The sequence below is a fragment of the Streptomyces sp. NPDC031365 genome (assembly GCF_055569765.1).
The window spans coordinates 256,570-270,490 of sequence record NZ_JBVIIM010000002.1 but is presented as its reverse complement, the minus strand read 5'-3'; the positions used below and the strand labels follow the sequence as shown (position 1 = coordinate 270,490).

The 13,921-nt window shown below is 69.7% G+C and carries 11 protein-coding genes; 2 read left to right on the top strand and 9 right to left on the bottom strand.

The features are described from left to right. Position 1: 1 nt before the first annotated feature. Genes ACZ5C2_RS03910 through ACZ5C2_RS03900 form a run of 3 tightly spaced genes read right to left on the bottom strand, consistent with a single transcriptional unit; the run spans position 2 to position 4,634 of the window. Positions 2 to 814, bottom strand: a complete 813-nt coding sequence (locus ACZ5C2_RS03910) for an HAD family hydrolase (protein WP_468786231.1) — start codon at positions 812 to 814, stop codon at positions 2 to 4. Further along, positions 814 to 3,462, bottom strand: a complete 2,649-nt coding sequence (locus tag ACZ5C2_RS03905) for a phosphoribosyltransferase (protein WP_468786229.1) — start codon at positions 3,460 to 3,462, stop codon at positions 814 to 816. The genes ACZ5C2_RS03910 and ACZ5C2_RS03905 overlap by 1 nt, the downstream gene beginning before the upstream one ends. A 5-nt stretch (positions 3,463 to 3,467) precedes the next feature. Continuing rightward, positions 3,468 to 4,634 (bottom strand): HpcH/HpaI aldolase/citrate lyase family protein, encoded by a 1,167-nt coding sequence (locus ACZ5C2_RS03900; RefSeq protein ID WP_468786227.1) that lies wholly within the window; start codon positions 4,632 to 4,634, stop codon positions 3,468 to 3,470. Positions 4,635 to 4,807: 173 nt separating this feature from the next. Between ACZ5C2_RS03900 and ACZ5C2_RS03895 the strand changes: the two genes are divergently transcribed. Continuing rightward, positions 4,808 to 5,764 carry a TerD family protein gene (locus ACZ5C2_RS03895; protein ID WP_468786225.1) on the top strand — a complete coding sequence of 319 codons (957 nt, stop codon included), beginning with the start codon at positions 4,808 to 4,810 and terminating at the stop codon, positions 5,762 to 5,764. A 33-nt stretch (positions 5,765 to 5,797) separates the two neighbouring features. On the opposite strand, the gene ACZ5C2_RS03890 is transcribed toward ACZ5C2_RS03895, so the two are convergent. The 6 genes from ACZ5C2_RS03890 to ACZ5C2_RS03865 all read right to left on the bottom strand — a co-directional run bounded on the left by ACZ5C2_RS03890 (position 5,798) and on the right by ACZ5C2_RS03865 (position 10,262). Then, positions 5,798 to 6,535, bottom strand: a complete 738-nt coding sequence (locus ACZ5C2_RS03890; RefSeq protein WP_468786223.1) for a TerD family protein — start codon at positions 6,533 to 6,535, stop codon at positions 5,798 to 5,800. 137 nt (positions 6,536 to 6,672) lie between these two features. Beyond that, positions 6,673 to 7,812: a DUF475 domain-containing protein gene (locus ACZ5C2_RS03885; RefSeq protein WP_468786221.1), complete on the bottom strand. Its 1,140-nt coding sequence runs from the start codon at positions 7,810 to 7,812 to the stop codon at positions 6,673 to 6,675. 48 nt (positions 7,813 to 7,860) lie between these two features. Then, the gene (locus ACZ5C2_RS03880) at positions 7,861 to 8,436 is read right to left on the bottom strand and encodes a TerD family protein (protein ID WP_468786220.1); all 576 of its coding nucleotides are present in this window, start codon (positions 8,434 to 8,436) and stop codon (positions 7,861 to 7,863) included. 131 nt (positions 8,437 to 8,567) lie between these two features. Further along, on the bottom strand, positions 8,568 to 9,143 hold the full coding sequence (locus ACZ5C2_RS03875; protein ID WP_468786218.1) for a calcium homeostasis/redox stress adaptation protein: 576 nt from the start codon (positions 9,141 to 9,143) through the stop codon (positions 8,568 to 8,570). A gap of 113 nt (positions 9,144 to 9,256) precedes the next feature. Continuing rightward, entirely contained in the window at positions 9,257 to 9,715 is a 459-nt protein-coding gene (locus ACZ5C2_RS03870; protein WP_468786216.1) for a peroxiredoxin, read from the bottom strand. A gap of 109 nt (positions 9,716 to 9,824) precedes the next feature. After that, entirely contained in the window at positions 9,825 to 10,262 is a 438-nt protein-coding gene (locus tag ACZ5C2_RS03865) for a DUF3052 domain-containing protein (RefSeq protein ID WP_468786214.1), read from the bottom strand. Positions 10,263 to 10,665: 403 nt separating this feature from the next. On the opposite strand from ACZ5C2_RS03865, the gene aceE reads away from it, so the two are divergent. Beyond that, positions 10,666 to 13,413 (top strand): pyruvate dehydrogenase (acetyl-transferring), homodimeric type, encoded by a 2,748-nt coding sequence (aceE, locus tag ACZ5C2_RS03860; RefSeq protein ID WP_468786212.1) that lies wholly within the window; start codon positions 10,666 to 10,668, stop codon positions 13,411 to 13,413. Positions 13,414 to 13,921: the final 508 nt, after the last annotated feature.

Below are 13,921 nucleotides of genomic sequence, written 5' to 3'. Positions count from 1 at the left end.
CTCACCCAGGTGAGCGCACCGTCCGCAGGAACTCGCGCAGGATGCGCTCGCCGGCCAGCACTCCCCGCTCGGGGAGGGCCCTGACCGCGGGGGCCGTCCAGTCGGCGTCGGCCAGTTCGCCGTGGCCGGGGCGCCAGCTCCGGTCGGCGGCGAGGAGCAGGTCGGCGTCGAGGAGCGAGTCGCCGGCCGCGAGGGTGAGATCGGCGCCGGTGCGGCGGGCGACCTCGCGCATGGCCGCGCTCTTGGTGAGCGGTTTGGGTACGGCGTAGATCTTGCGGCCCTGGAGGGACACCGTCCAGCCGCGGTTCTCCGCCCACACCGCGAGTTCCTTCACCCACTCCTCACTCAGCAGCTCACGCTCGACGACGAGGTAGGCGAAGAGGTCCTCTGCGACGCGGTGCTTGCGCACCCACACCGGGTCGGCGGTCCGCAGCAGGTGTTCCTGCACCTCGGACAGCGGGGCGCACTCGTCGGCGAGGCGGGCGAGCACCCGGGCGTGCCAGTCCCGGTCCGTCTCGCCGTCGACCAGGATGTGGCCGCCGTTGGCGCAGATCGCGTACGTGGGCTGTGGACCCGGCAGGTTGATGCGCTGGTACTGCTTGCGGGTACGGGTCGTCGTGGGGACGAATACCGCCTCGTCGCCGAGGTCGGTGAGGAGCTGGGCCGCCGTCTCCGTCATGTAGCACAGCGGTTTGCTCTCGTGGACCTCCACGCACAGCAGCCTCGGTGCCCGCGCGTCGGGCATGGTCAGGGCGAGGGCGGCGGCGGAGTAGATGAGAGTACGGTCGAGGTCGCTGGCGACGATGACGGGCATCAGCGGGTCACCGCCTTGCCGTCGGCACCGGTCGCACCCCGGGTGTATCTGGGGTGGATCAACCCCACGCAGGTGTAGGGGAGTCCGTCGACCTCTTCCACGGGTACCCCCCGCTGCTCGGCGAGCAGGCGGACGTGGTCGAGGTCGCTGCCCGCTCCGGCGCGGGCCAGCACCTTCCAGGGCACCCGGCGCAGCAGCACCCGGGTGGTCTCGCCGACGCCGGGCTTGACGAGGTTCACGTCGTGGATGCCGTATTCCTCGCTGATGCGCTCGACCGCCGCCCAGCCCTCCCAGGTCGGGGTGCGGTCGGTGGAGAGGAGTTCCTTGGCCTGGGCACAGGCGGCGTCGGTGACCTCCGGGAAGCGGGCGGACACGGCGTCCAGGAAGGCCACCGAGAGGTCCGCGCCGGCGAGTTCACCGTAGAACTTGGCGCCGTGGAAGTCGTCCGGGCCGACCAGGTCGGCGCGCAGCACGGTCCGTGAGATCAGTCCGGAGACGGTCGAGTTGAGGCACGCGGATGGAATCAGATAGTCCTCGCGGGTGCCGTAGGTGCGGACGCAGGAGCCGGGGTCGGCGAGGACCGCGATCTCCGGGTCGAAGCCGGTGACGCCCTCGGCCTTCTCGAACTCCTCGACCCCCTGCGCGAGTTCGCGGGTGATGGCGCCCTTGCCGGTCCAGCCGTCGACGAACACGACGTCCCGGGGGTCGTGGTGGGTGGCCAGCCAGCGCAGCGCGTTGGCGTCGATGCCCCTGCCGCGGACGATGGAGACCGCGTAGTGCGGGAGGTCGAGCCGGTGGCGGTACTGGGCCCAGCGGCGCATCAGGATGCCGACGGGGGTGCCCGCGCGGGCCAGGGAGACGAGCACCGGGCGGGGTGACCGCTCGGCGAGGACGGTCTCGGTGACCACGCCCACCGCGTGGGCGAGGCGGGCCGCCGAGTCGTCGAGGGCCGTGTGGAACAGCTCCTGGTACTGCTCGCTCGGCTGGTACTCCACGGGCAGCGACTCCGCGTAGTGGGCGCCGCCGCTCTGGATGGCTTCCTCGCGCTCCTCCGTCGGCGCCTCCAGCGTCACGTCCGAGAGGTCCTGGAGCAGCCAGCCGACCTCCTCCGGCGCGTACGAGGAGAAGGCGGGGCCTCTGAGGGGCTCGGGCAGCATGGTGGCGGGCCTTTCGGGGGCGTCCGGTCGGGCGTCCGGGGATGCGTCCTGGGGTGCGGGTACGTACGACGGTACGACCGCGAGGAGGACGCGCGGGGTGTGCGCGGCGAGTCGGGCGAGCAGGCCGTCGGGCGCGTGCAGTGCGGGGGTGTCGGCGGCCGAGTCGACCACGGCGACGACGGCGTCGAAACCGCCGCCGGCGACGTTGTAGGCGTAGCGCTCGCCGGGGCCGTCTGCGGGGTCGTCGTGGGCGGGGAAGACCAGGCGGGTGCGTATCGCGTAACCGGGGTCGTCGACGGCGAGGACGGGTGAGCGGGTGGTGGTGGAGAAGCGCACGTCGGCGTGGGTGGTCAGCTCCAGCTCGCCCGCGAGACGCAGGGGGGCGTACATCAGCTCCTCGAAGCCGAGGACGAGTATGCGGCGTGCGCCTTCCGGAAGTGCGTCTGCCAGGCGGGCCGCCATGGCGGGGAGCGCGGATTCGAGGCGAGCTCGGTGCGCGGGGGTGAAGCCGTGACGGCCCCCGTCGGGGAGCTGGGCGGGCCAGCCCAGGTCCACTCGGGTGGGCCCGCCCCCCGGCTGCGGGCCGTCCTGGGCCGGTCGCGCGGTTCCCCGCGTCCCCAGGGTGTGATCCACACCCTCACCCTCACGGCCGACGGCACTGGCCTCCCCCTCCAGGGACGCGGGCGACCCCCACGCCGACGCCGCCGCATCCGACCCACCGCCCCCCGCGTCCTCCTCGTACCGCGCCACCAGTTCCCGGCCCTTCTCCAGGACGCCGTGTGGCAACCGCACCGTGCCCGAGGCGACCGTCACCAGGTCGATGCGGGCCCCGATCCCACGGGCGAACTCGTCCAGCCGCCCGGCGTCCGCGGGCGACCGCATGTCGACGAGGGCGACGACCACATACCGCCCCCGCGGATACCGCGCGTGCAGGTCCCGGATGGTGTTCAGCACCGTGTTGCCCGTGGAGAACTCGTCGTCGACCAGAACGAGCGGGCCCGCGCCGGCGAGCAGCCGGGGGTTCTCCGGGAGCAGCAGGTGAGACGTCGCGTGGGAGTGGGACTCCTCGAAGCCGCCGGCCGTGGCCGTCCCCGCGACCGGGCGGCGGGTGGAGTGCAGGTAGGGGGCGACGCCCAGACCGTCGGCGACGCAGTGGCCGAGCCCGGTCGCGGTCTCGGCGTAGCCGAGGACCACCGCGTCCTGCGCCGAGTCCCCCAGCAGCTCCCGCACCCTGCGGCCGAGCCCGACGCCGTGGCCGTACACGACGGCCGGCGCCTGGGGTACGTGCTTGCCGAGGATGTTGGACACGAGCAGGTGGGCCCGCTTGGGGTTGCGGCGCAGTGCCAGTCCCAGCAGCTCGGGCAGCCCCTCGTCGCCGGTCAGCTCGACCCCGAGCCGCCGCGTGACCCAGCTGCCGGACCATATGCCCTCGGCGGCCGGGGTGTCGCGGCGCACCGGGTGGTGCGTCCCCTCGTTCACAGCCTTCTCCATCCCCGTCAGTCCGCCAGGCCCGCCGCGAGCAGTTCCACGAAGCCGATGTCCTCGTTCGCCACGCCGAAGGCCTCGGCGCGCAGCAGCGTCCGCTCCGCCCAGGCGCGGTGCGGCTTCACCTCGTTCATCTTGTTCGTGTAGGCCGACCTGAGTACACCCCCGCCGCCGCGTTCCGGCCGGAGGATGTCCTGGGCGTCGCTGAACTCCTCGTGGCTGACGACGGACAGCGCGTGCACGGGCAGTACGTGGGAGGGGTGGATGCAGGTCTTGCCGAGCAGGCCGTTGGCCCGGTCGAGGGAGATCTCGCGGAGCAGGCCGTCCATGGCGTGCTCGATGAGTTTCTGGCGCAGCGCGACGGCCTTGACCTCGTGGAAGGGGCTCTGTCGCAGCAGTGGCTTGAACATGCGCTCCTGGACGCGGAAGTACTCCCAGACGGGACCGGTGACGGTGAATCCGGTGCCGTCGGCGCGGCCCAGCCTGTTCACGACGTCGGAGATGACGGAGGCGACGACCTGGATGTCGTACGCGGTCATGTCGGGGCCCCTGCGCAGCCCGTAGGAGGAGCAGAAGTCCGTCACGCCGAGGCGCAGGGCGAGCACGCGGTCGCGGTACTTGTCCACGGCGCGGAAGATGCCCTCCAGGGTCTCCATGCGCGACTCGCGGTAGAGCAGCTCGGGGGATTCCAGTACGGGCATGGCGAACAGCCGGTGGCCGCTTTCGGCCTCTGCGGTGGTCAGCGCCTCCAGGAACGGCAGGCCGTGTTCGGCGGTGAACTTCGGCAGGACGAATCCGGACAGCAGCGAGACGGCGGGGCCGATACGGCGCACGAGGTCGGGGATCTGCTCGGGGGCCCGGACGCGGATGAACAGCAGCGGCAGACCGGCCCCGGGCCGCCCGGCCAGATCGGTGAACTGGCGTACGAGGTTCTCCTCACCGGCGATCACGTCGGCGTCGTCGATGGAGTCCTCCAGGCACAGCACCATGGAGAGCACACCCTGTCCGCCCTGCTTGACGACGTCGTCGGCGAGCCGGGGTCTGGTCGCCGGGCTGTAGAGCGTGGCGCCGAGGGCGGCGGAGAGCAGTCGCGCCGGGGAGCCGGCCGTGAACTCGCCGGGCTCCCGGTAGAAGAGACGTTTCCGCACCGCAGGGGTGATGTGACCGAAATGACGCATGGAACTCCCCCGTGGCATCAGTGGAATCAGTGGAATGTCGGAAGGTGGCCGGTAATAGTACGTAGATCTCCATGTCGACGGTTCCCTCCGGCCATGAACTTCAGGTAACCCGGCTGTGTCGGGCCCAACCCCCCGCATTGTCGTGGCCAGGACGGAGAAGGCAGGATGACCACATGACGCACGCGATGCTGAAGGGGTCGAACGTCCCTCTCGAGGCCACCACCGTACGCGCCGTGCTGCGCTGGTCGCCCGGGCAGGGGATACCGGACGTCGATGCCTCCGCGTTGCTCCTGGGCCTCGACGGCCGTGTGCGCTCCGACGAGGACTTCGTTTTCTACAACCAGCCCCGGCACCCCTCCGGGCAGGTGTGGCGGCTCGGCAAGAAGCGCGTCGCCGAGAGCCTGACCGACACGATCCAGACGGACCTCGCCGGTGTCGAGCCCGGTGTCGGCCGGGTTCTGCTGGTCGCGTCGGCGGACGGCGTCACCTTCGACCGCGTACGGGACCTGCGCATTCTGCTGTACGACGCGCAGGCCGCCGACGGGGACGCGCTGGCGTACTTCGACATCAAGCCGGAGACCGGCCGGGAGACCGCGCTGATCTGCGGTGAGCTGTACCGGCGCGGGGACGGCTGGAAGTTCCGGGCGCTCGGCGAGGGCTATTCGAACGGGCTGGAGGGCCTGGCGACCGACTTCGGCATCTCGGTGGAGGAGTCGGAGGCCGTGCGGGAGCCCGACGCGGCCGACACCACCCAGCAGCCGCCCGCCACGACGCAGATCCCCGAAGGCTCCACCGGCCGGCCGTCCTCCGAGGCCCTGACCCAGCCGCAGGCCCCGCTCGTACCACCGGCCCCCGAGGTGTCCCGGCCGCTGCCGCCCGAGCAGCCGGCGGGCGTGCCCGCGCAGCCCGCGTACGGCTATCCGCAGCAGCCCCCGGCCACGCAGCCGGCCTACGGCTATCCGCATCCGGCGGGCCGGCCCGCCTACGGCTACCCGCCCGCGCCCGCGACGGCCGCCGCCGCGGGCGCGCAGTCCGGGTACGGCTTCCCGCCGCCGGCTCCCGCGTCTCCCGCGTCTCCCGACCCGGACTTCCGGCTGCCGCCTCAGGGACCGCAGTTCATCGGGCGTTGACGGTCGGCAGACGCCACGGGAATCAGGACCCGCTCACCGCCCGGCCTTCGACTTGAAGCCCCTGCCCCACTGCAGTCCCCATCCGTAGAGCCGGTCGAGCTCCGCCTGGAAGCCGTACACGAACTTCACCTCGCGGCGGACGATGATCTCGTTCTTGACGTTCTCGATCATCACGACCGCGCAGGACCGGGCCTGGGGGTGGCGTTCGTCCAGGCTGATCTCGATCCGCGGGCCGTTGCTGGGGAACAGCGTGACGATGGCGTGCGTACGGTCGAAGGCCGGCGTCTGGTCGTAGATGTAGGCGAAGACCAGCAGGCGTTTGATGCTCTCGCGCTGGTCCAGGTTGACGTAGATCGTCTCGCCGGACGCCGAGCCGAACCGGTCGTCGCCGCTGAGCTTGACGTACGGCGGCGCGTTGGCGTCGCCGAGGAGGCCACCGAGGGGCTGGACGACGCCCTTGGTGCCGTCCTGCAGCTCGTACAGACAGCCGAGGTCCAGGTCGACGTTGACCATGGACTGGCTGTGGCCGACGACCTCCGGCGGTTTGAGCGCCTTGAAGGGGTGGCGCAGCAGGCTCTCCCGCTGGGAGCCGCCGAAGTCCGAGGTGCGCATCCGCCAGCTCAGGTTGATCCGCAGGTGGCCGGTGGCCGCGCCCTGTTTGGTCAGGGACACCTGACCGTGCCGTTTGGTCAGCTCGATGGCGTTGGTGGCCGCGTTGCCCGAGTCGAAGGCGCTCTCGCGTCCACGCCACAGTCCGTCCAGGAAACCCATTCCCGCCCCAAGTCCGCTTGTCGAACCCCCGCCCACGCCGCCTGGCACCCCTGTGTGCCGGACGGCCGACGGGGCGGCCACCGAGGACTGGTCCTCGGTGGCCGCCCCGTCGAGAGCGTTCCTCACCCGGGAGGCCGTCACACCCCGGAGGAGACCTCGGTCTTCGGGGCATCCTCTCCCTCGGCCGCCGCGATCCGCTTGTTGCGGCGCACCGACGACCAGAAGGAGGCACCGATCAGGACGACGCCGACGAGGCCGGTGACGATCTCGTTGATCTCGTACCGGATGGTGACGAGCAGGATCATCGCCAGAGCGCCGATCGCGTAGTGCGCGCCGTGCTCCAGGTAGACGTAGTCGTCGAGGGTGCCCTGGCGGACCAGGTAGACCGTGAGAGAACGGACGTACATGGCGCCGATGCCGAGGCCCAGCGCCATCAGGACGATGTCGTTGGTGATGGCGAAGGCGCCGATGACTCCGTCGAAGGAGAAGGACGCGTCCAGCACCTCGAGGTAGAGGAACATGAAGAACGCGGCCTTACCGGCCAGGGCGACGGCCGAACGCGGCTTGCCCTGGCTCGCGGCCTTCTCCTCCTCCTCGTGCTCACGTTCCTCCTCCTCTTCGAGCTTGTCCTCGAAGAAGCCGGAGAGACCGCCCACGACCATGTAGGTGATCAGACCGGCGATACCGGAGAGCAGGACCGTACTCGCCTTGTCGACGTGCGCCCCGCCATGCTGATGGGCCTGGGTCGCGAAGGTCATGGCGGAGATCAGCAGGATGATCAGCGCGATGCAGACCGACAGCATGTCGATCTTGCCGAGCTTGGCCAGCGGGCGCTCCAGCCAGGCCAGCCACTTGATCTCCCGCTCCTCGAAGATGAAGTCCAGGAAGATCATGAGCAGGAACATGCCACCGAACGCGGCGATCGCCGGGTGGGCGTCGGTGACGAGCTCCTGGTAACGGTCCTTGTCGCTGAGCGCGAGGTCGACGGCCTCGATCGGACCGAGCTGAGCGCTGACGGCGACGATGACGACGGGGAAGACCAGTCGCATACCGAAGACGGCGATCAGAATGCCGATGGTGAGGAAGATCTTCTGCCAGAAGGCATTCATCTTCTTCAGGATCCCGGCGTTGACCACCGCGTTGTCGAAAGACAGCGAAATCTCGAGGATCGAGAGGATCGCCACGATGCCGAAGGCGGTCCACCCCCCGAAGAGGATCGCTGCGACCAGGCCGAGCGCGGTGACCGCGAACGACCAGCCGAAGGTTTTCAAAACCACTGGCTACCCCAGGTGTGTGTACGGGTCTCCCCCGCTGCCGAGTCGGCTTTACGAAACGTTGACTCCGAAGTCTAGAGCGATACCGCGCAGCCCCGACGCGTACCCCTGCCCCACGGCACGGAACTTCCACTCCCCCTGGTAGCGGTAGAGCTCGCCGAAGATCATCGCCGTCTCGGTGGAGGCGTCCTCGCTCAGGTCGTAGCGGGCCAGTTCCTGGCCGTCCGCCTGGTTCACCACGCGGATGAACGCGTTGCTGACCTGGCCGAAGGTCTGGCCGCGCTCGTCGGCCATGTGGATGGAGACCGGAAAGACGATCTTCTCGCACTGCTGCGGCACCTTGGGCAGGTCGACCAGCAGGGACTCGTCGTCGCCGTCGCCCTCGCCGGTGAGGTTGTCACCGGTGTGCTCCACCGAGCCGTCCGGGCTCGTGAGCTGGTTGTAGAAGATGAACCACTCGTCGCCCATGACCCGGCCCCCGCTGCACATCAGCGCACTGGCGTCGAGGTCGAAGTCGGCTCCTGTGGTGGAGCGCGCGTCCCAGCCGAGCCCGATCATCACCTGCGTGAGGTTCGGCGCGGCCTTGGACAGGGAGACATTCCCCCCTTTGGCAAGTGTGACGCCCATGATGCTGGTCCCCCTCCGGTTGATGTCTCTCAGGTGGTCCTGCACGTCCGGCGCCGCACGTAAACCGTGCGGCGCCGGACGGTGTGGCCGTGCGGGACGGCCTGGCTCGGGCGGGGCCGCCCGGGAGTGTGTCAGACGTTCACGCCGAAGTCCTGCGCGATGCCGCGCAGGCCCGAGGCGTAGCCCTGGCCGATGGCGCGGAACTTCCACTCGGCGCCGTGCCGGTACAGCTCACCGAAGACCATGGCGGTCTCGGTGGAGGCGTCCTCCGAGAGGTCGTAGCGCGCGATCTCGGCGCCGCCGGCCTGGTTGACGACGCGGATGAACGCGTTGCGCACCTGGCCGAAGGACTGCTGGCGGTTCTCGGCGTCGTAGATGGAGACCGGGAAGACGATCTTCTCGATGTCCGCGGGGACGCCGGCGAGGTTGATCTTGATCTGCTCGTCGTCGCCCTCGCCCTCACCGGTGAGGTTGTCACCGGTGTGCTCGACCGAGCCGTCCGGGCTCTTGAGGTTGTTGAAGAAGATGAAGTTGGCGTCGCTGCCGACCTTGCCCGAGTTGTTCAGGAGCAGGGCGCTGGCGTCCAGGTCGAAGTCGGTGCCGGTCGTGGTGCGGATGTCCCACCCCAGTCCGATGATGACCGCGGTCAGGCCCGGCGCCTCCTTGCTCAGCGATACGTTGCCGCCCTTGCTGAGGCTGACTCCCACGAGTCCTCCATTGGTGTCCAGGGGCGGGGTGCCCCGTAGTGCGTTGGATGTCGGATCAACGAGTCGATCCTAGTGAGGGGTTCCCGGAGCTCGCAGGCCCTGGAAACGAACGATCACAGGGTGTCGAGCGCTTTCAAGTACTCGTTCAGGTCACGGGCGTCCGGCAGACCGTTGACGACGGTCCAGCGCACGACGCCCTCCTTGTCGATGATGAAGGTCCCGCGCACCGCACATCCCTTGTCCTCATCGAGGACGCCGTAGGCACGCGAGACGTTGCCGTGCGGCCAGAAGTCGCTGAGCAACGGGTACTCCAGGCCCTCCTGCTCGCCGAAGACGCGCAGGGTGTGGATGGAGTCGTTGGAGACGGCGAGCACCTGGGTGTCGCGGTCGGAGAACCGCGGCAGGTTGTCACGGACCTCGCACAGCTCGCCGGTGCACACGCCGGTGAAGGCGAACGGGTAGAAGAGCACCACCACGTTCTTCCGCCCACGGAAGTCGGACAGCCGCACGGTGGCCCCGTGGTTGTCCCTGAGTTCGAATTCGGGGGCCTTGTCGCCGACCTGGATCGCCATCGTCGTGATCATCCCTTCGGGGTGGTTCGCTCCGACCACCCTACGCAGGGAGTACGACAGGCCGCCGGACGGGCCGCCGCCGGACGCGGCCGGCCCGACCGGGGGTGATTCACCGCTTCGACTTGGCCGCCTTCGGGGTTGCCAGCCGGCTGCCGCTCCAGTCCTTGCCCACACTGACGCTCTTGGACGCCGTCAGGCCCGCCGTGGTGGCGGCTTCCGAGATGTCGCTCGGCTCGACGTAGCCCGAACGGCCGGTCTTCGGCGTGAGGAGCAGAACCGCGCCGCCCTCTTCGATGTACGTGCCGGCATCCACCAGCGCATCCGTCAGGTCGCCGTCGTCGTCGCGGAACCACAACACAACGGCGTCGGCCACGTCGTCGTAGTCCTCGTCGACCAGGTCACTCTCGATGACGCCCTCGATGGCCTCGCGGAGCTCCTGGTCGACGTCGTCGTCGTAGCCGATCTCCTGGACCACCTGCCCGGGCTGGAACCCCAGCCTGGCGGCAGGGTTCGTCCGCTCCTCCGCGTGGTCCGCGGTCGCGCTCACGGGTTGCCTCCTGATCATGTTTTGGGAATAACTCGGCCACGCGCGTGCGCGCAGCATTGGCCGTAGTCCACACGGGCGGGACGGATCGCGCAAGTACCCGGCCGTACAGACCGCCGAAACGGTGACGATCCTGGCCGGGTCCACGCAACTCCAGGCACACCATCATGACCCGAAGTGACGTACGCCACACCCTTGTGCCCCGTTTGGCCCTTTGGGAACCGTCTGTATGTACGAAGACTCGAACGGACGAGCCCTATGGACACCGTACTGGCCACGCCCGCGGATTACCTCCCGGTAGAGATGACGCCGGCGGCCCCGAGGTGGACCATGGGGAGCGGCGCACACCGGGCCGTGCCAGCGTGACGGCGGCCCTTTCACGGCCCTCTGAAAGGTAAGGAACAGCGTGGCTTCCGCATCCGATCGCAACCCGATCATCATTGGCGGCCTCCCGAGTCAGGTTCCTGACTTCGATCCCGAGGAAACCCAGGAGTGGCTCGACTCCCTCGACGCCGCGGTCGACGAGCGCGGCCGGGAGCGGGCCCGCTATCTGATGCTGCGGCTGATCGAACGGGCCCGCGAGAAGCGCGTGGCCGTTCCGGAGATGCGCAGTACGGACTACGTCAACACGATCCCGACCCGTGCGGAGCCGTTCTTCCCGGGCAACGAGGAGATCGAGCGCAAGATCCTCAACGCGACGCGCTGGAACGCCGCTGTCATGGTCTCGCGCGCGCAGCGGCCGGGTATCGGGGTCGGCGGCCACATCGCCACCTTCGCGTCCTCCGCGTCGCTGTACGACGTGGGGTTCAACCACTTCTTCCGCGGCAAGGACGAGGGCGACGGAGGCGACCAGGTCTTCTTCCAGGGGCACGCCTCACCGGGCATCTACGCCCGCGCGTATCTGCTGGACCGGCTGAGCGAGCGGCATCTGGACGGCTTCCGCCAGGAGAAGTCGAAGGCGCCGTACGCCCTGTCGTCCTACCCGCACCCGCGGTCGATGCCGGACTTCTGGGAGTTCCCGACCGTGTCGATGGGGCTCGGCCCGATCGGCGCGATCTACCAGGCGCGGATGAACCGCTACATGCACGCGCGCGACATCGCCGACACGTCGAAGTCGCACGTGTGGGCGTTCCTCGGCGACGGGGAGATGGACGAGCCGGAGTCGCTGGGCCAGCTGTCCATCGCCGCGCGGGAAGGGCTGGACAACCTCACCTTCGTCGTCAACTGCAACCTGCAGCGGCTCGACGGTCCGGTGCGCGGCAACGGGAAGATCATCCAGGAGTTGGAGTCGGTCTTCCGCGGCGCCGGCTGGAACGTGATCAAGCTGGTCTGGGACCGCACCTGGGACCCGCTGCTGGCCCAGGACCGCGACGGTGTGCTGGTCAACAAGATGAACACCACACCGGACGGGCAGTTCCAGACGTACGCCACCGAGTCGGGCGCGTACATCCGCGACCACTTCTTCGGCGACGACCACCGGCTGCGCGCGATGGTCGAGGGCATGACCGACGACCAGATCCTGCACCTGGGCCGCGGTGGTCACGACCACCGCAAGATCTACGCGGCGTACAAGGCGGCCCTGGAGCACAAGGGCCAGCCGACGGTGATCCTCGCGAAGACGATCAAGGGCTGGACGCTGGGCCCGAACTTCGAGGGCCGCAACGCCACGCACCAGATGAAGAAGCTGACGGTCGACGACCTCAAGCACTTCCGGGACCGGCTGCATCTGCCGATCTCCGACAAGGACCTCGAGTCCGGCCCGCCGCCCTACTACCACCCGGGCCCGGACACGGAGGAGATGCAGTACATGCACGACCGCCGCAAGTCGCTCGGCGGTTATGTGCCGACGCGGGTGGTGCGGTCGAAGCCACTGCGACTGCCCGAGGACAAGACGTACGCGTCCGTGAAGAAGGGTTCCGGTCAGCAGTCCATCGCGACGACCATGGCCTTCGTCCGGCTCCTGAAGGACCTCATGCGGGACAAGGAGCTCGGCAGGCGATTCGTACTGATCGCACCGGACGAGTACCGCACGTTCGGCATGGACTCGTTCTTCCCGAGTGCGAAGATCTACAACCCGCTCGGGCAGCAGTACGAGTCCGTGGACCGGGAACTGCTGCTCGCCTACAAGGAGGCGCCGAACGGGCAGATGCTGCACGACGGCATCTCCGAGGCCGGCTGCACCGCCTCGCTGATCGCCGCGGGATCGGCGTACTCCACGCACGGCGAGCCGCTCATCCCGGTGTACGTCTTCTACTCGATGTTCGGTTTCCAGCGCACCGGCGACCAGTTCTGGCAGATGGCCGACCAGATGTCGCGCGGTTTCGTCCTGGGTGCGACCGCGGGGCGTACGACGCTGACCGGTGAGGGTCTCCAGCACGCGGACGGCCACTCGCAGTTGCTGGCGTCCACGAACCCGGCGTGCGTGGCCTACGATCCCGCGTTCGGCTTCGAGATCGCGCACATCGTGCGGGACGGGCTGCGCCGGATGTACGGCAGCGACGAGGAGCACCCGCACGGCGAGGACGTCTTCTACTACCTGACCCTCTACAACGAGCCGATCCGGCACCCGGCCGAGCCCGAGAACGTGGACGCGGAGGGCATCGTCAAGGGCCTCTACCGCTTCAGCGAGGGCACGGCGGGTTCGCTGCCGGCGCAGATCCTGGCGTCCGGTGTCGCACTGCCGTGGGCGATCGAGGCGCAGAAGATCCTCGCCGAGGAGTGGAACGTCAGGGCCGACGTCTGGTCGGCGACGTCCTGGAACGAGCTGCGGCGCGAGGCGGTGGACTGCGAGCGGCACAATCTGCTGCACCCGGAGGAGGAGCAGCGGACGCCGTACGTGACGCGGAAGCTGGCCGCGGCGCAGGGACCGGTGGTGGCGGTGTCCGACTGGATGCGGTCGGTGCCGGACCAGATCGCGCGCTGGGTGCCGGGGACGTACCAGTCGCTGGGTGCGGACGGGTTCGGCTTCGCGGACACGCGCGGGGCCGCCCGGCGCTTCTTCCACATCGACGCGCAGTCGATCGTGGTGGGCGTACTGACGGAACTCGCCCGGGAGGGCCACATCGACCGCTCGGTACTGAAGCAGGCGATCGACCGCTACCAGTTGCTGGACGTCGCGGCGGCGGACCCGGGGGTGGCGGGCGGCGACGCGTAGCGCCTCCGGCGGGGGCGGGAAGCACACGAGGAGGAGGGCCGCCGGCGAGTCGCCGGGGGCCCTCCCCCCGTTCCGCCCCGGGGTCACGGATCCCGCGTGCGGGCCGCGTGACCGCCCAGCCGCCCGCGCGCACCCCCGCGGGCCGGCCGTCCGGGCAGACCCCGAGGACCGGCCGCCGCGCATGCCCTCCCGGACCGACCCAACCGCGCGCACCCTCCCGGACCAGCCCAACCGCGCGCACCCTCCCAGACCAGCCCAACCGCGCGCACCCTCCCAGCCCGGCCCTCCGCGCGGCCGGATGAACGGCGAGGACGCGGGGGTCCGTCGGTTCGACGTGCGGTCACGCGAAGAGGGCGTGCCCGCGGTGGTGCCTCCGCCTCGTGGAGGGGCACACAGGGGTGGGGGGGGGGGGGGGGGGTTGGGGGGGGGGGGGGGGGGGGGGGGGGGGGGGGGGGAGGGGGCCGAGAAGTTGCGTTGCGGTGTTGAGGAGAAGGGGATACACGAGCGG

Excerpts from the sequence above, each read along its gene's own strand:
- ACZ5C2_RS03880 (WP_468786220.1), bottom strand. The coding sequence starts at position 8,436 with ATGGGCGTCACACTTGCCAAAGGGGGGAATGTCTCCCTGTCCAAGGCC.
- ACZ5C2_RS03905 (WP_468786229.1), bottom strand. The coding sequence starts at position 3,462 with ATGGAGAAGGCTGTGAACGAGGGGACGCACCACCCGGTGCGCCGCGAC.
- ACZ5C2_RS03870 (WP_468786216.1), bottom strand. The coding sequence starts at position 9,715 with ATGGCGATCCAGGTCGGCGACAAGGCCCCCGAATTCGAACTCAGGGAC.
- ACZ5C2_RS03890 (WP_468786223.1), bottom strand. The coding sequence starts at position 6,535 with ATGGGTTTCCTGGACGGACTGTGGCGTGGACGCGAGAGCGCCTTCGAC.
- ACZ5C2_RS03895 (WP_468786225.1), top strand. The coding sequence starts at position 4,808 with ATGACGCACGCGATGCTGAAGGGGTCGAACGTCCCTCTCGAGGCCACC.
- ACZ5C2_RS03910 (WP_468786231.1), bottom strand. The coding sequence starts at position 814 with ATGCCCGTCATCGTCGCCAGCGACCTCGACCGTACTCTCATCTACTCC.
- ACZ5C2_RS03900 (WP_468786227.1), bottom strand. The coding sequence starts at position 4,634 with ATGCGTCATTTCGGTCACATCACCCCTGCGGTGCGGAAACGTCTCTTC.